Annotated in this window: 25 protein-coding genes and 1 pseudogene; 15 read left to right on the top strand and 11 right to left on the bottom strand. The window is 54.9% G+C overall.

What is annotated here, in order from left to right; translation table 11 throughout:
* A partial coding sequence (locus tag ACP7EG_RS18770) for an IS3 family transposase (RefSeq protein ID WP_426087111.1) occupies positions 1-84 on the top strand: 84 nt, incomplete at its 5' end.
* A 581-nt stretch (positions 85-665) separates the two neighbouring features.
* Positions 666-1,166 carry a UmoC family flagellar biogenesis regulator gene (gene umoC, locus ACP7EG_RS18775; protein ID WP_426088836.1) on the top strand — a complete coding sequence of 167 codons (501 nt, stop codon included), beginning with the start codon at positions 666-668 and terminating at the stop codon, positions 1,164-1,166.
* Between the two features lie 381 nt (positions 1,167-1,547).
* On the opposite strand, the gene ACP7EG_RS18780 is transcribed toward umoC, so the two are convergent.
* Positions 1,548-3,023, bottom strand: a complete 1,476-nt coding sequence (locus ACP7EG_RS18780; RefSeq protein WP_426088837.1) for a serine hydrolase domain-containing protein — start codon at positions 3,021-3,023, stop codon at positions 1,548-1,550.
* Between the two features lie 573 nt (positions 3,024-3,596).
* Between ACP7EG_RS18780 and ACP7EG_RS18785 the strand changes: the two genes are divergently transcribed.
* Positions 3,597-3,971, top strand: coding sequence for a VOC family protein (locus tag ACP7EG_RS18785; protein ID WP_426088838.1), 375 nt, complete (start codon positions 3,597-3,599; stop codon positions 3,969-3,971).
* A 147-nt stretch (positions 3,972-4,118) separates the two neighbouring features.
* On the opposite strand, the gene ACP7EG_RS18790 is transcribed toward ACP7EG_RS18785, so the two are convergent.
* The 6 genes from ACP7EG_RS18790 to ACP7EG_RS18815 all read right to left on the bottom strand — a co-directional run bounded on the left by ACP7EG_RS18790 (position 4,119) and on the right by ACP7EG_RS18815 (position 7,158).
* Positions 4,119-4,346, bottom strand: coding sequence for a GPW/gp25 family protein (locus tag ACP7EG_RS18790; RefSeq protein WP_426088839.1), 228 nt, complete (start codon positions 4,344-4,346; stop codon positions 4,119-4,121).
* Complete coding sequence (locus tag ACP7EG_RS18795) at positions 4,343-4,780, bottom strand: phage baseplate assembly protein V (protein ID WP_426088840.1); 438 nt, start codon at positions 4,778-4,780, stop codon at positions 4,343-4,345. Before ACP7EG_RS18795 ends, ACP7EG_RS18790 begins: the two co-directional genes overlap by 4 nt.
* A complete protein-coding gene (locus ACP7EG_RS18800; protein WP_426089128.1) occupies positions 4,719-4,868 on the bottom strand; it encodes a hypothetical protein in 150 nt (49 codons plus the stop codon). The genes ACP7EG_RS18795 and ACP7EG_RS18800 overlap by 62 nt, the downstream gene beginning before the upstream one ends.
* A gap of 175 nt (positions 4,869-5,043) precedes the next feature.
* On the bottom strand, positions 5,044-6,357 hold the full coding sequence (locus tag ACP7EG_RS18805; RefSeq protein ID WP_426088841.1) for a hypothetical protein: 1,314 nt from the start codon (positions 6,355-6,357) through the stop codon (positions 5,044-5,046).
* Between the two features lie 133 nt (positions 6,358-6,490).
* On the bottom strand, positions 6,491-6,943 hold the full coding sequence (locus ACP7EG_RS18810) for a phage virion morphogenesis protein (RefSeq protein WP_426088842.1): 453 nt from the start codon (positions 6,941-6,943) through the stop codon (positions 6,491-6,493).
* The gene (locus ACP7EG_RS18815) at positions 6,940-7,158 is read right to left on the bottom strand and encodes a hypothetical protein (RefSeq protein ID WP_426089129.1); all 219 of its coding nucleotides are present in this window, start codon (positions 7,156-7,158) and stop codon (positions 6,940-6,942) included. The genes ACP7EG_RS18810 and ACP7EG_RS18815 overlap by 4 nt, the downstream gene beginning before the upstream one ends.
* On the opposite strand from ACP7EG_RS18815, the pseudogene ACP7EG_RS18820 reads away from it, so the two are divergent.
* The 5 genes and pseudogenes from ACP7EG_RS18820 to ACP7EG_RS18840 all read left to right on the top strand — a co-directional run.
* Positions 7,126-7,383, top strand: a pseudogene (locus ACP7EG_RS18820) (phage portal protein); the annotation flags it as partial. The gene ACP7EG_RS18815 and the pseudogene ACP7EG_RS18820 sit on opposite strands and share 33 nt — an antisense overlap.
* A 385-nt stretch (positions 7,384-7,768) precedes the next feature.
* A complete protein-coding gene (locus ACP7EG_RS18825; protein WP_426088843.1) occupies positions 7,769-8,098 on the top strand; it encodes an ArsR/SmtB family transcription factor in 330 nt (109 codons plus the stop codon).
* A 56-nt stretch (positions 8,099-8,154) separates the two neighbouring features.
* Entirely contained in the window at positions 8,155-8,655 is a 501-nt protein-coding gene (locus ACP7EG_RS18830) for an arsenate reductase ArsC (protein WP_426088844.1), read from the top strand.
* A gap of 38 nt (positions 8,656-8,693) precedes the next feature.
* On the top strand, positions 8,694-9,374 hold the full coding sequence (locus ACP7EG_RS18835; protein WP_426088845.1) for an NADPH-dependent FMN reductase: 681 nt from the start codon (positions 8,694-8,696) through the stop codon (positions 9,372-9,374).
* 76 nt (positions 9,375-9,450) lie between these two features.
* Positions 9,451-9,936 (top strand): arsinothricin resistance N-acetyltransferase ArsN1 family B, encoded by a 486-nt coding sequence (locus ACP7EG_RS18840; protein WP_071078698.1) that lies wholly within the window; start codon positions 9,451-9,453, stop codon positions 9,934-9,936.
* 405 nt (positions 9,937-10,341) lie between these two features.
* Here ACP7EG_RS18840 and ACP7EG_RS18845 read toward each other — a convergent pair whose 3' ends face one another.
* On the bottom strand, positions 10,342-11,133 hold the full coding sequence (locus ACP7EG_RS18845; RefSeq protein WP_426088846.1) for an alpha/beta fold hydrolase: 792 nt from the start codon (positions 11,131-11,133) through the stop codon (positions 10,342-10,344).
* A 209-nt stretch (positions 11,134-11,342) separates the two neighbouring features.
* Here ACP7EG_RS18845 and ACP7EG_RS18850 point away from each other — a divergent pair, with 209 nt between their 5' ends.
* Positions 11,343-11,735 (top strand): GFA family protein, encoded by a 393-nt coding sequence (locus ACP7EG_RS18850; protein WP_426088847.1) that lies wholly within the window; start codon positions 11,343-11,345, stop codon positions 11,733-11,735.
* Positions 11,736-11,913: 178 nt separating this feature from the next.
* Here the strand turns inward: ACP7EG_RS18850 and ACP7EG_RS18855 are convergent, their stop codons facing one another.
* Both ACP7EG_RS18855 and ACP7EG_RS18860 read right to left on the bottom strand, forming a co-directional pair.
* Positions 11,914-12,297: a c-type cytochrome gene (locus ACP7EG_RS18855; protein ID WP_426088848.1), complete on the bottom strand. Its 384-nt coding sequence runs from the start codon at positions 12,295-12,297 to the stop codon at positions 11,914-11,916.
* Positions 12,298-12,499: 202 nt separating this feature from the next.
* Positions 12,500-12,865, bottom strand: a complete 366-nt coding sequence (locus ACP7EG_RS18860) for a hypothetical protein (protein WP_426088849.1) — start codon at positions 12,863-12,865, stop codon at positions 12,500-12,502.
* A 162-nt stretch (positions 12,866-13,027) separates the two neighbouring features.
* Between ACP7EG_RS18860 and ACP7EG_RS18865 the strand changes: the two genes are divergently transcribed.
* The 6 genes from ACP7EG_RS18865 to ACP7EG_RS18890 all read left to right on the top strand — a co-directional run bounded on the left by ACP7EG_RS18865 (position 13,028) and on the right by ACP7EG_RS18890 (position 15,923).
* Complete coding sequence (locus ACP7EG_RS18865) at positions 13,028-13,534, top strand: GNAT family N-acetyltransferase (RefSeq protein WP_426088850.1); 507 nt, start codon at positions 13,028-13,030, stop codon at positions 13,532-13,534.
* 30 nt (positions 13,535-13,564) lie between these two features.
* The gene (locus ACP7EG_RS18870; protein WP_426088851.1) at positions 13,565-14,011 is read left to right on the top strand and encodes a hypothetical protein; all 447 of its coding nucleotides are present in this window, start codon (positions 13,565-13,567) and stop codon (positions 14,009-14,011) included.
* Between the two features lie 106 nt (positions 14,012-14,117).
* Positions 14,118-14,681 (top strand): hypothetical protein, encoded by a 564-nt coding sequence (locus ACP7EG_RS18875; protein ID WP_426088852.1) that lies wholly within the window; start codon positions 14,118-14,120, stop codon positions 14,679-14,681.
* A gap of 10 nt (positions 14,682-14,691) precedes the next feature.
* The gene (locus tag ACP7EG_RS18880) at positions 14,692-15,000 is read left to right on the top strand and encodes a hypothetical protein (RefSeq protein WP_426088853.1); all 309 of its coding nucleotides are present in this window, start codon (positions 14,692-14,694) and stop codon (positions 14,998-15,000) included.
* Positions 15,001-15,161: 161 nt separating this feature from the next.
* The gene (locus ACP7EG_RS18885) at positions 15,162-15,359 is read left to right on the top strand and encodes a DUF3079 domain-containing protein (protein ID WP_096234537.1); all 198 of its coding nucleotides are present in this window, start codon (positions 15,162-15,164) and stop codon (positions 15,357-15,359) included.
* A 69-nt stretch (positions 15,360-15,428) separates the two neighbouring features.
* The gene (locus ACP7EG_RS18890) at positions 15,429-15,923 is read left to right on the top strand and encodes a prolyl-tRNA synthetase associated domain-containing protein (RefSeq protein WP_426088854.1); all 495 of its coding nucleotides are present in this window, start codon (positions 15,429-15,431) and stop codon (positions 15,921-15,923) included.
* A gap of 7 nt (positions 15,924-15,930) precedes the next feature.
* Here ACP7EG_RS18890 and ACP7EG_RS18895 read toward each other — a convergent pair whose 3' ends face one another.
* Positions 15,931-17,076, bottom strand: a complete 1,146-nt coding sequence (locus ACP7EG_RS18895; RefSeq protein ID WP_426089113.1) for an MFS transporter — start codon at positions 17,074-17,076, stop codon at positions 15,931-15,933.
* Positions 17,077-17,238 lie beyond the last annotated feature (162 nt).

Genomic DNA, 17,238 nt, shown 5'->3' on the forward strand with positions numbered 1-17,238 from the left:
CACTACTATAATCACGACCGCATCAAGCTCAAGCTAAAAGGGCTGAGTCCCGTGCAATACAGAACTCAGCCCTGGGCAACCTAGCAAACTAAACCGTCCAACTATCTGGGGTCAGTTCATTCGGGCGGTTTTTTATTGCCTGGCGGAAGCGAGCAGGGCGCCTTCGCGCCCTGCGTGTGAGATTCGAAGGGCTGGGCCTACCGGCCCAGCCCGCTCCGAATCCTCCACCTGCTGCCGCTGCGCGGCAGCTCCGCGCGCCGTGGGCGCGCGTTCGTAGTTCTCATTAGGTCTCCAACTGAGCCACCTTCCACGCCACCCAACGCATCAGTTCGTGTCCGAATGGCGGACCAGACCCTCGCGCCCCAATCAATGCCTTGTGTACACAGCTTGAATCCGCGTGTGATGTATATTGGAAGTGAAATAAGCCTGTCTCTTGGCGGTCAGTCGGGCGTACTAGTACGAGACATTCTTCGGACAATTCCAGGTTGTGCACCGTTTGACGGCACCCTGCAGGCACTCGTTTGTCAAGCATACGAAGTGATCCCTCTGCGTTCTGTTGCCGCGATTTTTCGTCACTAGCTTCACAGCCCACACCTTGCAGCTCCCTGCTTGCGGAAAGTCGTAGGTAGCGCTGCGTTGCACGTTTTTACAAAGGATAAATACATATGAGCAAACTCATTTCTGCGGTCGTTATCACAACTGTGTTCGCTATTGGTTTAGCAAATGCTCAAGTGCCCGCTAAACCTGACATGAGTGCAATGACAAATGGCGCAGTCGATATTGCAACTACTTCTGCTACCGTCGCTGCAAAAGCTACGGTGACCAGCAACGCTCCGGTTGGGGCGTTGAACGAGTGCTACAGCGCTATTGGCGATCAACCCCGGACAGCGTTGCAGTCTTGCCTTGAGGGGAAACGTCGGGAAGCCAAGTCGCAAATGAATAGCGCCTACAAAAAATTGGAGGCGAATACAAAGGAAATTGATTCAAGTGCGACTGTCAAAGCCCTGACCTCGTTGCGCAATTCTCAGAAAGCTTTCGAGAGCTTCAAGGTTGCGCAGTGCCGGTGGGTCGGCGACTCTGTGATGGGAGGCTCCGGCGCTGGAGATCTTTTAAATTCGTGCGAAGTCGATTTAATGCGCTGGAGAACGAAGCAACTTGCCAATTGATTTTATTGCCCGCTCAGAGTTGAAATCGAGCTATTTTCGCTTGCTCGATAATATGTGCCAACCACTATGATTCCCTCGCAGTCGGGTACGCAAAGACTTTTTGTGCCGATTTTCATGCGTAGGTAGAGTAGGTACGATTGGCGTATGGCGGCTTAAAAGGCGCATAAAGCTGAGACAATCGCATTACACCGTTTCCGCCAGAACTATGGAATAGTCCTTGTTTTTTCGATCCATGCTTTACCAAAAAGACAATAATTTTTCGTTTCTTAAGTTGACTAGTTGCGGAAGTGATTTCCGCAACTAGTCTGGATACTCGTCGTGAGCGTAGCTTACCAGCACCGCCTCGTACGCGCTTGCCGAATTGGCGCTACCGTTGCCGATTCAGCTGTCCGGGCTGCGGTGGGCCTTGCGCCCCCCGATTAACAGCAGGTCTTGGGCGCCATCCTGCATCAGTTCGATGATGTCGCCGGTCTCGGGGGACACCAGGCTGTTTTTGCCGGTCGGCACCAGCCGGGTGGCGCCGATGTCCGGCATCACCATCGTCCAGTCCTTGCCGTCGAAGCGCAGTTCGTAGCGGTTGGCGAATCGGCCTTCGAAGTTGTCGAGCTGGTAGATGCCGACGTGGCGTGTGGCCGTTGCCAGGTCCAGCGGCGCCGTCTGGGCCAGGCGAGGTTTGAAGTCCGGCCAGTAGTAGGCGGACGCCACCGCCTTGACGATCTCGCCGCCAAGATAGCTACCGTTGTCGCCATCGGTCATTACTACTACACCGTTGCCGCTGTCGAGATACATCGCGTAGGTGCTCTTGAAGCCGGTGTTGCCGCCGGAATGCATGAAGCGTTTGTGCTCGCCATCGCCGACCACGAAGAAGCCTTGCGCATAATTGTTCAGCGCCGGCGTCAGCAGATCGCGCGCCTTGGTGGTGCTCAGAAAGGCCGTGCCGATTTTCCACGACTGCTGGACACCGATGGCGAAGCGCGCCAGGTCGCTGGCCGTGGTCCACAGGCCGGCGGCCGCCAGTTCGGGATAGACGAAGGCCCCGCCTTCGACTTCGCTGCCGTCGGCGTAGTGGCCGCGCGCGCGGTTGTGTTCTGCCGTCGGCAATGGCTGCGCGAATGTGCTGCGCCGCATCCGCAGCGGCTGCAGTACTTGTTGGCGCATCAACTCCGCAAAAGGCGTGCGCAGACATTGCTGCATGGCGACTTGGGCGATGGTGTAGCCGCCGCCGGAATACGCATGGGCGGCGCCCGGGATGGTCTGGATGGCGACCGCCGGCGTGAGCGACGGCGGCTCGCCCTTGATTACCTGAAGGTCCGTAGGGATCGCCTGCGACGGCGGATAGCCGGGGAAACCGGACACGGTCGCCCCTGCGGTGTGGTTGAGCAAATTGCGCAAGGTCACCGGATGCTCGGGGCTTTGCTGTCCGGAGGGCAGGCTCCACGGCCGCAGGCAGGCGTCCACCGGACTATCGAGCTGGAGCTTGTTGCTGCCCGTCAGCCGCTGCGCCAGCGCGCCGGTCACGCCCTTGCTGATGGACGCGGCCTGATACAGCGTGTCGGTGTCGGCCGCAGGTGCGGACGGTTGCCGGTAGACGCCGGCCCAGGCGATCTTGCCGTCGCGGATGACCGCCACGCTGACGCTGGAGACCTTATAGCGGCGCAGGCGCTGCTGGATATCGAAGGTCTGCGCCGGCTCGCCTGCGATGACCACCCGCTGCCGCAGCCCGCTGGCGATACGCTCGGCTATATCGGACTCGCCCGCGTGGGCGGGTCCGCTACATGCCGCCACCCCCAGTAAGGCTCCCAGGCGTAGCGCGCGGCTTGAAGCATGGACTGGCAGTAGCCATAGACGAAGGCGCATAAGTTTCCCTTTCATTAATTGGATGGGCTAATCTTATCGAACGTTGCCCGAGGCTCCCTGGATTTGCGACGGACGGTGGAAAGCTTGGTCCAGGCTGATTGTTTTCAGCAAAATCTCTACGCGGCGCTAGCATTGCCAACAAAAACAGCGGGGTCAGTGCCGACAAAAGCGGGGAGCCGCCGCCGGGGTCATGGCAGCAGACTGCCATTTGCTCGCCCTGGATCTAATGGTAGGGGGGCGCAACCAATATCACCGATCATCCGGTCAGCCGGTCGACGACTTCCTGCCCTGGAACTGCGCCGCGCAGCTCCCCTCAGCTTAAAAAACATGCCGCTTCCCAGCGGTGTGATGCCATCATCTGCCAAATCAACGCCTGGCTCAAGGCGGCGCTGACATTACGCTTACCTTGATGTCGTCGCGCCCGGGGGGCGTGTGCGCAAAGAATTTTTGTTCCAATGTTCATTCGTAGGTAGCATGGTAGGTACGAATGTTATTTGGCTTCAGCCGTGAAAACCCTCGCCGCCAGATGGCGAAAATGGAAGGATTGGAATTTTGAGAACGCAGAAAAGATGCATGGGGTATGTGGCCATCGTCGTCGACGATTACGATCGGGCTATCGAGTACTACACAGAAAAACTCGGATTTACGGTGGTCGAAGACACGCCACAAGCAGGGAAACGTTGGGTGGTTGTAACGCCGAACCTAGAAAGCGATTGTAATCTTTTGTTGGCTCGTGCCTCAAACGACAGCCAGCAGGTATTTATTGGCAATCAGTGTGGTGGGCGGGTTTTCCTTTTCCTCCACACAGACGATTTTTGGCGAGATTATGCTGCCATGAAGGCCGCAGGCGTGCACTTTTGTGAGGAGCCGCGTCAGGAAGAGTACGGAACGGTCGTGGTATTTGAGGATCTCTACGGAAATCGCTGGGACCTATACCAAAACAAATGATGTCTGGTCAGCAGTTAAGCAGATTTGATATTGCGGAACTTGTTTCTGAACCTCCAAAAGTTTTTTGGGCCAAGACTTCTACCTTTTCTGGAATTACTCGAAAATTCTTTAATGAGTATTTTGAGGGGTGTCAGTTGGCGCACGCCTTTAAAGTGGAGGCAGTTCCCAGCGGCGCAGGGTAAAGGCGGTGGCCGCGTAGATGCGCAACCGCGTGGCGCTGTTCAGGGGCTGGTCGATCAGCTCGGGCACTTCGGAGCCATAGCGGCGGCGCCGGATGCGCGAACCCCTGGGCGTGGTGAGAATGTCGGTGACCGACTGGCGCAGGTGGCCCAGGCCCGTCAGGCTGCGCCCGGTGGCGGCGTGCATGCCCATCATGATTGCGGCCCACCCGACTGGTCGCCGCCGGCCTTGACGCCGCCGTTTAGGGTAGTGGCGCCGTTGACGATCAGGTTTTTCGTGACGCTCAGGTCGCCCGTGCAGATGCTGCTGGGCGCGTTCGACGTCACCTTGTCGGCGGTGATGGTGGCGGTGCCGCCGGGGAGCACTGCCGTCAGGGTGTGGGCAGCGTGGTCGTATTGCACCACGGCGCCGTCAGGATAGTGGGTGGTGTGGATGCTGTCGCTGGTTTCGGGCGCGTCAAATTCCTGCGAGTACAGCGCCGGCACGATGATGCCGCGCATCAGATCGCCGCCCGGAGAAAAGACGATTACTTGTTCGCCCACTGTCGGCACCGACCAGGTGCGCGTGCTACCGGCGCGCCGTGTGGCCCATTTCAGCCATTCGGTGGTGAGTGTCGGCCCCAGCCGCACGCGCCTTGGCCCCTTTGACCTCGGCAATGGTGCCCAGGCGGATCAGATTTTGCAGCAAGCGGAGGAGGTCGGACAGGTCGGCGTTCATGCAGTGCATGTTGCCGAAGTCCGCGTGCGGATGCACGCGGAGGCGGGTTGATATGACGCTTATTGGCTACGAGTCTATTAATGTGTCAAATTTGACGTTATATATCAGGGTTGTCAAAAAGTAATACTCATAAAAACAAAGTGTAATTCCCGTGTTTAATTTTTTCGTATTTCCATTAGATGTCAGAATTTTCTATCTCCAATAAGATTTTATTTAATGAGGTAACTTCCTCTGGGCGATTTTCGGTGATGAAAATATCTCTTAGTGCATCAATTGCCGCAGATTCAATAATTTCAACATCAATATTTAATTGCAATGTCTGAATGACTGGCGATGCTAATGTGTCGGCAAAAATTTTTGCAGTAACAATAACTTCGCAGCTCTCGGCGGCTCCAATAAAAAAGACAGTTTCTGGGCTAAGTTTCCGTTGTGGTTGTAATGCCGGTACTTCTAGGTGGCAAGTCCATCCTTGATTCGCGTTCCCAATTAAATCATGCGGATGTTTTGGATGAGTTTCTGTTATAAGTCCAAAATAACTAACTCCGGGTCTACCCTTTGGCATTTGACTCTTTGAAATGAAACTAATTTTTCCATTGGAGCTTGAAATCGATAGATCAATATAAACGTCACGAGCGCCTACGCCACCGAGGTTTTTAAGGGAGAATCTTAGGGGTTTAAAATATTGACCTATAGCTAAATTGGTAAGAAGTTCTCGGTAATAATTTTTATTTATTTGGGATTCCATAAGTAAGCCAAGAGAGCGCTTGCTGCTTGGTGTCGTTTGCAATCCACTCTTTTTTTCGTCTGAAAATATTCCATAATCCGGTATGGATTCAAACCCTGTTATGTCCAAGTATTGAGTTTTAATAGCTTGTGAATTTCCAATTTCTTTTCCGGAAGCATCTTCTGCAAAGCTTAAAATGATATCAGTTACTGGTCTAATTTCGTTTTGCCCGATAGGTTGTTCTTTTGATTGCTCGACCAATAAGGTTCTTAATTGTAATTCGATTTGCTTTGAAAGTTTATCCTTGAACTCGATGGGGCCACTATAGTTCTCGACAAGTGCACGTGGATAGGTATTTTTTTTGAACTCTCGCAACTTTCCTAGTTGATCCAAGTCTATATTCTCTGGGTCTTTTTTTGCCCGTGAAAAATAAAGCATTACTGGCTTGCCATTTTTTGCAACTCGGTCAATTTCCTCGATAGTTCCACTATCAGCTATACCTGTAGGACTTCCGATACGTGTCCAGAAAATTCCTACTACTAGATCGCAATGGTCAACCACTTGTCGATTAATAACTTCTTGCGGACGTTTTCCATATTCTGGAGAGGAGTGTGTCTCCCACCGAAGCGGTAGAAGAACAAGTTGACGTTCCGCTGAATTTAAATCATTCCATTCTTGAATGGTGCGCACAGCAATTTCTCGCTCCTCGTCAACATCAGAGGGGGACGCGATCAAAACACGAAAAACTTGTGCTGAATAAGTCAAAATGATCTCCTATATTTTTTCGTATATTAAAATTCAAACAATATTTCGCCATTTTTAGGTTTTTTTTGCAGGAAATTTTGAGCAACTTTAACCTAAAGAGCACTTGCTGTCTTTCTGACTTGAGTACTTCAGATCAAAACTGTACCAGATGACGTAATACGGAATTGTGGATCAACGTCCGATCCGTTTCACTTAATCCTATAAGCGGCCGCTCCGGGTACTTGTATAGGCCGCCTTTTTTTGACACATGGTCTTGTTTGCCAAACTGATGCACATGCGCCACGCGCGCCACCCAGCCAAAGAAACCGACATCGATCTGATCGCCGGTCGCCTTTACTTTCAGGTGCTTGGCGGTGCGAATCTTGGCGAACATTGCCGCCTTCTGCCGTTTGATCCGCCCCTTCTTCCCCTTCAATTCCTTGCGCCGCTTGCGCGCCGGATAGGTCGCGCCATCCGGTCCCTGCTGCGCCTGGCTGCGGCGCAGGTCGATGGCCACTTTGTGATTGATGGCGCGGCGCTGGGCCGGCTGCAGCTTGGCCAGCAGGGCGCCGGCCCTGGTTTCCAGCGCGTGCAGGTCGTCGCTCATGGCGTGGCCTCGGGCGTGTGCCATTCGGCCAGCAGGGTCTCGCCGTCATACAGCTTCCAGAACTCGTCCGCGTAGGCTGGCATGTGCTGTATCTCGGCCAGGTGTTTGATATCCAGGCGGCCCGCCTCGCCGGCCTTGACGGCCACGCGCTGTGCCAGGGCGGCTTTGCTGGTGGCGGCCGCCCGCTGCAGTTCGACAAGGGCCGGGTGTTTCACCTGATGGAACCGGACGTCAACCAGGAGCTGTACGGCGTGCCGCAGTACTTGAGCGCGCTGCAGTCGGCCTGGCTTAATGAGGCGGCCACCCTGTTCCGTCGCAAGTACTACAAGAACGGTTCGCACGCCGGTTTCGTCTTCTACATGACGGACGCCGCCGCCAACACGCAGGACGTGGACAACCTGCGCCAAGCCATGCGCGACAGCAAGGGGCCGGGCAACTATCTGGGGTCAGTTCAGAAAGCGGTTTCTCTATTTCCTGGCGGAAGCGAGCAGGGCGCCTTCGCGCCCTTCGAATCCTCCAACCGCTGCCGCTGCGCGGCAGCCTCGCGCGCCGCAGGCGCGCGTTCGTGGTTCTAATCAGTTTTTCGACTGAGCCAGCCTGTAACGACGGCCAACGCATCAGTTCGTGTACGAATGGCGGACCAGACCCTCGCGCCGCTCCTACATGCCATTCGAACAGAGGGCCGCATCGAGCGCGGCCATGCGCGCAATGCTGGGCCAAACAGTTAATCCAGTCGACCTAACTTAGGGGCGGCGTGGCATAAACAGGTTTACTTTCATTCCATAATTCGACTATTATGGAATTATGGAATTGACTTGGGGATATATGGAAACTAAAAAAGTTATTGCTGCCTTGGCGGCACTGGCGCAAGAATCGCGTCTGGCCGGCTTTCGCCTGCTAGTCCAGGCTGGGCCACAAGGAATGGCGGCAACGAAGATTGCCGAACACATCGGTATCCCGCCATCGTCCCTGTCATTTCACTTAAAGGAACTGGTGCACGCGGGTCTTATCGTGCCGCGCCAGGATGGACGCTTTGTCATCTACGCAGCGGATGTTGACAACATGAATGCCCTTATCGGTTTCTTGACCGATAACTGCTGTGGTGGTGGTGCACCTTGCATTACTGGGCAAGGCATTGTTTGCGACGCTGTATGAATCCAAGCGTACAAATCGAATCGCTTACCCACCATGCATTGTTTGAAGGAGTCGTCATGACCGAAAAAGTGTACAACGTATTGTTTCTATGTACTGGAAACTCAGCTCGTAGCGTGATGGCCGAGGCGCTGGTCTCTACTATGGGCAAGGGCCGCTTTCGCGGCTTTTCAGCTGGCAGCGATCCGGGTGGCAGCGTGAACCCATTCGCCATCGAGCAAATTGAAGCGACCGGCTATCCGCTCGAAAAACTGCGCAGCAAGAGCTGGGATGAATTTGGAACTACTGACGCACCGCACATGGACTTCATCATTACTGTATGCGACAACGCGGCCGGCGAGGTCTGCCCTTACTGGCCAGGCCATCCCCTCTCGGCCCACTGGGGCTTTGAAGATCCTGCTGCAGCGATCGGTACCGACGAAGAAAAGCGCGCGGTATTTCATAAGGTGTTCCGTCAGATAATGACCCGAATGAACGTCTTCGTCAGCTTGCCTCTGCACATGCTGGAAAAAAACGCGATTCAACATGAGATCAAAGCCATCGGACAAAGCGCCGTCTGATGTGTGACGCGGCCGAGGTCTTGGCTGGAAAGGGCAACATGAAAATTTTGGTATTTCTTGGTTCGATTCGCACCAGCACGCCGCCGCTGCCGGTGCGCGTGGGCGAACGCGTCGCCAAGGCCTGCGCGGCGCAGTGCGGCCGCGATGGTCACAATGTGGTACTCATCGATCCACTCGATTACGACCTGGGTGAAGTGTTCAAGCCGCACTTTTCCTATGCAAAGGGCCGGGCACCCCTGCTGTTGGAACACCTGGCAAGTGACATTGCCAGCGCCGATGGGTATGTGATGGTCAGCCCCGAATACAATCATTCGATGAGTCCGGCACTGGCGCACCTTTTGAACCATTTTGGCAGTTCCTTGTTTGCCTTCAAACCCAGTGCCATCGTGACTTATTCGACAGGACAGTGGGGGGGGCGTACGGGCGGCGGTGGGCATGCGCGCTTTTCTGTCCGAGCTGGGTTGTTTGCCGGTGTCAGCCATGGTGCACATCCCGGCCGCGCACACTGTTTTCGCTGCAGATGGTACCTTTGCGCCCGAAGTCGACAGTACGCGCTGGGTTTCCTATATCCAGCGCACCTTTTCCCAGCTGACCTGGTGGGCCGAGGCCGCTGGACGGGAGCGGGCGCGTTCTGGAGGAACAGGGCCTTCGCCGGCATTCCTGCGCGACCCTTCCCAGCGCAATGCGCCATGAGGCACAAGTGGATCAGTTATTGCTAGAATGCTATTAAAAAGCGCCATGCGCAGCTTGCGGCCGCGCCACCGCCTGTCACTTCACGTTTATTTGGATCCCCTGATGATTCGACTTGCCACTACCGCCGATGCCGCCATGATCGCCACGATCTACAACCATTACGTCAGCAGCTCCACCATCACGTTTGAAGAGCACGTAGTGGGCACCGATGAGATGGCCCAGCGTATCGCCTCTGTCGGCGCGCAGTTGCCGTGGTACGTCTTTGAGCGTGACGGAGAGATAGTCGGCTATGCCTACGCAACACCCTGGCGTGCGCGGAGCGCCTATCGTTTTTCGGTCGAATCGACGGTGTACGTGGCGCATGAGTATATGGGGCAGGGAGTTGGCCTGCAGCTTTACAGCACGCTAATCGATGATTTACGTCAGCGAAAGCTGCAGGTGGTTATCGGCGGTATCGCACAGCCTAACGACGCCAGTGTCGCTTTGCATGAACGCCTGGGATTCGAGAAGGTGGCCATGTTCAAGCGGGTCGGCCGTAAATTTGATCAGTGGATTGATGTGGGATATTGGGAGCTGCAGCTTGCGTAGTCATTTATTTATGATTATTGGATTTCCGCATCGTCCGTGTAGGGCGGTGAAAACGGCCCGTTGTTAGGCGGTAGAAAAACACTGATTGCGGAACGAAATCGCGCGTAAGTATCTGAAATGTATGAAGTATTTTGAAGGCTTAAAAACTAGCGACGGGTTACACTGTTCGTGAGATTCGAAGGGCTGGGCCTATCGGCCCAGCCCGCCCCGAATCCTCTCCTTGCGGCCACTGCGCGGCAACTCCGCGCACCGAGGGCGCGCACTGCACTCAACGCATCACTTCGTGTGCCAAATGGCAGACCTGAACCTCACGCCCTGAGTCCCTTCGCAAAGCAATTATTGGCCAAGAATCCGCACCCGGAACCGTCTGGTGTCGCCAATGCAGATCAGCACGAAACTAGACAACTAACATGTCTTGGTAATCTGATGGATAAGAAAATCGTGCACCACCTCCATGAATAAAACAGGAGAATCTTTGTAGACCTCGTGCCCCGCATATGGGATGTTCAAGAAGGCAGAACCTTTTATTTGATCTCGTAGTTCAGCGATGCACTTTAACGAACAAAGATGATCTTCGTCGCCACGCACCAGCAACGTTTTTGCCGTGATCTGCTTGATCAGATTGCCAGGGTAAGCGCTGTGTTTGATATCTGTCCAGAGAGATACAACCGATTTGATCAACGCATCAAAGTCTGGTTCTGGATTGTTCTCTCTGTAGTAGGAGACTGCATCGGGAAACTTTGTCTCCCAGAAATCAGCCGTCACGCCACTTAACATGGGAAGGATCGGGTCGTCCGCGTCCATTTGACTTTGAGCCGCCACAGCCACCAGTCCCTTGATCCGCGCAGGGGTTTCAGCGGCCATGCGCAAGGCAGTGATACCACCGTCACTAAAGCCCAGTATGGAAAAACAATCGATGTTCAAGTACGCCAGAATAGCTTCAACATCTGCTTGATATCGTTGATAGGTCAGGCGGGATTTTCCGAGCGTCGACTTGCCGTGTCCACGAAAATCGACGCCAATCAATCTGAATTCACTTGCAAGTTGAGCGGCAATGCCATTGAAGTCTGTCAGGTTGCCTAAGCCGCCGTGCAGTAACAGCAATGGACTCCCAATCGGATTACCTATGATTTCAAAGTATATTTCGGCATCATCAACGGATAGGTACTGACCTGAAGAATGAGTAAAAGTAGCCATGGTGAATTTATCCTTGTAGCCTTTTAGTTTTTGATTCGCCGATCATACATGGGGTGACTGTCAGTTTTTGTCAGTAGCTGATCGGTATCTGGCCCTCGCGCCCACACGGTGCTTTCTGCTTTAGCTGCTGAAAAATTCCTCCATGTTGACCTTGCCTGTCCAGAAGTACTGTGTAAAAATACAGTGTCAACTTTCAAAAAGGACACCCCATGATCAAAGGCAGTTGCTGCTGTGGCTCGGTAAAGTTTGAATTGGCATCACCCCCAAGCATGATGGGCATGTGTCACTGTTCTCGTTGTCGGAAGGCCGGAGCGAGTGCCTTGGCCTTTGTTGATAAAAACTCTTTTACCTTGCTGGAGGGGCGGGAATTTATTCAACGCTATGAGCCAGAGCCTCCGTTTAAATATGCAAGAACTTTTTGCAAAAACTGCGGAACTTCATTGGGGGAAATTGGCTCAGAGAGTGATTCATTTCCAGTATCAGTTAACTGCCTGGATGATGACCCTGAGGTCAGAATACAATTTCATGTTTATGTTGGCTCCAAGCCTGCATGGTATGAAATTTGTGACAATGCAAAACAGTTTCAAGAAAGTCCAACATAAATCAAAAAAAGCCAGTCAGTTGACTGGCTTTTTTATTGCACTCTTGATATTTCGAAGAATGTCGATGTTCGTTTACTGCCGTCGCGTCCTGCGTGCGAGATTTGAAGCGCCGGGCCTGCCGGCCCAACCCGCTCCGAATCCTCCAGCTTTAACTTCTTGCACCGATATTGTCTGAAAATCATCGATTCTTTGCAATCACACCACTCATGTATTGATTCAAGTCGCGAAAATCCTGAACCTTCCATGCGTACGGCGATATTTTTACGCCATTTTCTCGCAAAGTTTTTGGAATCAAGTCGCCATTCGGGCGAAGTATGACTGATGAAACAATAACGCCCGGATAATCTTTCAGACGTTTTTTGAAGGCGGAGGTTGTAAGGTCAGGCGTGGGAGGATTACTTTTATTCGCCAATGGGCCGGTTCCCTTGATATCTGTTCCATGGCACATGGAGCATCGTTGTATATAGAGATTTTTCCCGTTGATATTATCCGCGTAGGATGGTGATGCTTGAGTTAGTGATAGTATTCCTAGCGAGGCGATGAATGATATTTTGATTTTCATGTGGTCTTGTATCAATAAAATCTGAGTCGATTATTATATCTGCCGTTGTTCGGTTACACCAGATTAGTGATCCAGAAGCGAAATTGTGGTGCCAGTGGTAAGGCAGCACCGCGTGGTTCCGCTTATCTCCTCGGTTGAGCCAGTTTCTATGACGGCCAGCACCTCAGTTCATGTGCAATGCCATGGAATGACCTCGATGTGCTCATTTATGCGCCATCGGCCCCTTGTTGATGGGTACGAACACTACCCATTTCTTTTGTATCGTCGGCTTTACGGTCTGGTCGCAACTTACCGCAACATTTGGTCCAGACAGTCCATGGCTCTTCGGAACCCATTTCACGCGCAGAGATACCGCACATTTGGCAACCAGAATCTTCCGGTTCGGCTCCATGGCTTGCCACTTTGTTCCATTTTTTAGATTCTCTGCTGCGATGAACTGTACCGCAGCCTCCCTTATCTCAAACAATCCATGTATGTCACCTCGTGTCCTATCCTCGTCAAGCGTGCTGGCAAACGCCGATGAGGCACCCGCAACAAGAAAAAAGGATCCAGCAATGGTGGTGTACACGCGTTTATGCAATCGTAACGGTAGCAACATATTTATAATCCTTGCCAAGTTTGTTCTTTATCAGATAAGTTTCAGCGTGCCTGCTTGCGTGACCTGGCCGCCTCGGTCTTGATGAGCGTTAAATGCGGGCATGCATCTTGTCGATGGCGCGACTGGAGCCTCATGACGCGCCAGCCCCTGCCCGCAAGACAGAACCGCCTATTGCGCCATTATCTGGCAGAGGAGGTTTCCCCTGCGCGATTTCCTTACACCCGTGAACCAATGAAAAACATCACTGTCGAATATCGTCATAACTTTCCGCTTGATCCGTTGGATATCGTTCGCGTGTTCGATCACTCCGGCATCAAGCGGCCCACCGGTGAGCTCCCGAGAATCGCGCGCATGTTTGCCGCGCCTTGCCTGTTGTTGTCGGCATGGGTGGATGGCGAGCTGGTGGGGCTGGCCCGGTCGCTGACCGACCATGCGTATTGCTGTTATCTCTCGGACTTGGCCGTCGACAGGCAATACCAGGGCCTGGGCATCGGCAAGGAGCTGGTCAAGCGTACCCAGGCCATCATCGGCGATGAAGTGTCCCTGATATTGCTCTCCGCTCCCGATGCCATGTCCTACTATCCCACGCTCGGTTTTGAACTCGCCGGCAATGCATACGTCATTCGGCGCAAACATTGAGTGAGCGCATGCAAGAACTCTTGCACCTTTATGATACCTGTCTACACCCTCGCCGCAGCCCTGGCACAAGACCCCGCTCGCGTCGCCAAGACGCAATCGCTCACCCTCGACAGCGCCAAGCCCCACATGGGCCTGCAAGGCAGGCACGGCCTGTTTGCCTCCGACGCATGGTGGGACAGCATCAAAGCCGGCCGCATCCAGATGCAAACGGTGACGGGCAACATCGAACGCACGTATTTCGCGGGCCAGGACAGCCGCCGTGGCGATCAAGTCAACAGCTTCACCCTGCGCCTGGCTGACGGTTCGACAGTCGACGAAAGTATCTATATGCACCGCAAGCAGGATATCGCTCTGTTCGTGCCCGGCGCCATGGTGACGATGGTGTATGCGCTGGACGAACTCAAGGAACAGCCGGCTGCGGATGGCAGTGTCAATGTCGCGCGTATCGTGCTGGAAATGTCCATTTCTACGCTGTAAAGCGATTAAATGCAGTTGATACCGCTCCCCCCATACCTCTTGTGTCGTGTCAAAACCATTCCCGCTAGCATGCATTAAATTGAGGATATATCATGATGGAGGCGCGATGGACGACGAACTCAGTGGTGAAAAATGGGGGCGAAAATTTCCTGGCAGCACCAAAACCAAGGATTTATCGGGGAATTTTCGTTTGGCAGTGGAAGACTTTCTGTCTGCAATGAAAGAGGCTGGGATCAGGGTTGCAATCAATGCCACCTACAGGCCGCCGCAGCGCTCTTACCTGATGCATTATGCGTGGAGAATCGCAAGAAAACAGCTCGATCCCAAACAAATCCCAAAAATTTCGGGAGTGAATATCGAGTGGGATCACGGTGAAATTGACGCGTCTGTCAAGGCTGCAAAGGCGATGTTGATTGTCTTGCAGATTAATAATTTACCCATCAAGCCCGCACTGCGCTCGCAACACAATTCTGGTCTTGCGATTGATATGGATTTGGTATGGAGCGGAACGGTTGAGGTGAAAGATGCGAGCGGCAATATGGTGAAGATTGCCACTTTGCCGAGGACAGGCATGAACAGACAGCTGATTGCGGTCGCTGCAACATATGGGGTAAAGAAATACAGCGGACCTGGAAGCGACCGGCCACATTGGTCAAATAACGGCTATTAAAAGGAAAATCATGCGATTTTTTTTAATGATGGTACCTGTTTACTTTGTTTTTCCTTTGGCCTTTTCAGCCGAGCTACTCCCCAAGGATGTCAACAGGTTTATCTATAACGCAGAAGCATGTGAGCACTTGGCGGGAGAGTTTGATGGGGAGCTACCTAAACGGCAGCAGGATGAGATTCTCAAGGACATACATAAATACTGCAAGGCGGCGAAAAATCAGCTGAGAATTCTTGAGATGAAATACCAAGGCAACACCAAAATAATGAAGGTCATCAAGAGTAATGCTAATGATGCGGTGACCAGTTATGAGAGGGAATGACATTCGCTGGTCTCCTGGGTGAACGCGTAGGGTGCAAGCGGCCGCGACAGCAATCTTCGCAAACTTGACTTAAGTAAATTCCCAACTGAAATTCGTTTGACCGCCCCCCGCACCAGGTCTAGAGTCGTCGAAGAGATCTCAACCGACTGCATCCCCACGCCATGGCCAAGCCTTTTCCCTTGAACCCCAAGAATCCCGAACGCATCTGCTGGGGTTGCGACAAGTATTGCCCGCCGGACGCCATGCGTTGCGGCAATGGTTCCGAGCGCACGCAGCATCCTATCGAGCTGTTTGGCGAAGGCTGGAATGACTGGGGGCTGGCGGCCGCTGACAAGAAAGAGGACGAAAGCAAGCCTTAAGGCAAGCGCACCACGCGGCGCGGCGCTACAATTGCCCATCGCACACGCGCCCGCGCTGAGAAGATCACCATGCAAGAAACCCTATCCCGCTGGCTGGCAAACAGTGCCGGTGACTACACCTTGGTCGAACACCCGGCCGTGCACACCATCGATGAAGCACTGATCCACGTGCCGGCCATGTCCGGCCTGATGGTGAAAAACCTGTTCGTGCGCGACGAGAAGGGCCGGCGGCATTTTCTCGTCATCGTGCCGTTCGACAAGCGCATTGACCTGGCGGCACTGGGGCGCTTGCTGACGGCCAGCAAGTTGAGCATGGCCTCGCCCGAGCGCTTGCTGCAGCACCTGGGTATCACGCCCGGCTCCGTCAGCCTGTTTGCGCTGATCCACGACGGCGCACAGGCGGTGGAACTGGTGCTGGACCAGGCCGTATGGGAAGCTGATTCTGTGCAAGCCCATCCGCTGCGCAACACGGCCACGGTGGCGCTGTCGCATGCTGGCTTGGCTCGTTTCCTGGCGCACACGGGGCACGTGCCCCGTATCGTGAGGGTGCCGGCGATTCAATAAGGTAATCTCAATGCCCGGCCACGGGCGCGCTGCCGCTGCGCCGGCCCGGCCGGAAACCGTGCGCGCTGGCCGACCAGGCGATCACGAAAGCCAGCACCAGCAACGCCACCATGGCCCAGGGAAAGGCGCCCGCGCCCCAGGTTTCCAGCAAGGCGCCGCCCGCCACGCCCGCAGCTGCAATTGCCGCATTCCACGCCACCACATTCATCGACAAGGCCACGTCGGCGCCGCTGCCGGCCGTGTCGGCCAGCGCCGTCTGTAACAGCGTTGCCGCGCCGCCGAAGCTCAGGCCCCAGACGGCCATGCCCAGGTAGACGACGGCAGGGAGGTGCGACGCGATGCCCAGCACGAGGGCCGTCGTGGCGAACACAGCCAGGCTGGCCAGCACGCTGGCGCGCAAGTGGCGCTCGACCAGCTTGCCCGTGATCCAGATGCCGGCCATGGCGGCGGCGCCGAAGACGAGCAGGACCAGGTCGATGCGCCCCGACAATCCGGCAGGGGCCACGAACGGGGCGATGTAGGTGTAGAGAATGTTATGCGCCAGCATCCAGGTGATGACGACGGCCAGCACGGGGCGCACGCCCGGTGTCGTGAAAACGCGGCGCAGGGGCAGGCGCTCATGGACGGACTGGCCCGGGTAGTCCGGCACTTTCGCCAGCACCCAGGCGATCAGGACCAATGTCAGGGCGGAAATGATCCAGAACGCGGCGCGCCAGCCCACCAGCGAGCCGAGCAGGGTACCCAGCGGCACGCCCAGCGACAGGGCGATGGGCGCACCCACCATGGCCAGCGCCAGAGCGCGGCCTTGCTGGTGCGGCGCCACCATGCGTCGGGCATAGCCGGCCAGCAAGCTCCACGCCAGCCCGGCCGCCATGCCGGCAAAGAAGCGGGCCGCCAGGGTCAGCCAGTAGTGGGACGACAGGGCCGTGACGGTATTGAACACGAGAAAGCCGATGATGGTCAGCAGCAGCACGTTGCGGCGGCGCCAGCCGCGCGTGGCGATGGTGAGCGGAATGGCTGCCAGCAGGGAACCGAGCGCGTAGGCCGTGACCATTTGCCCGGCCAGCGCGGCGCTGATGCCGAGGCCGGCGCTGATCTGTGGCAACAAGCCGGCGGGCAAGGTTTCCGTGACGATGCAGATAAAACCCGTCATGGCCAGTGCCAGCAGGCCGGCGACGGGGAGGCGGTCGGCCAGCGCGGGGCTGGTTCCGGTGGTGAGCGTAGCGTGATTCAAAGCTGAATATCCTTGGAAGTGTGACGAGTCGGCCGGGCGCAGGAGTGCTCCCGACCGTCATGGCGATACATATGTATCGAT

It is taken from the genome of Janthinobacterium sp. PSPC1-1 (assembly GCF_049897625.1).
GTDB classification, from domain to species: Bacteria; Pseudomonadota; Gammaproteobacteria; order Burkholderiales; family Burkholderiaceae_D; genus Janthinobacterium; species Janthinobacterium tructae.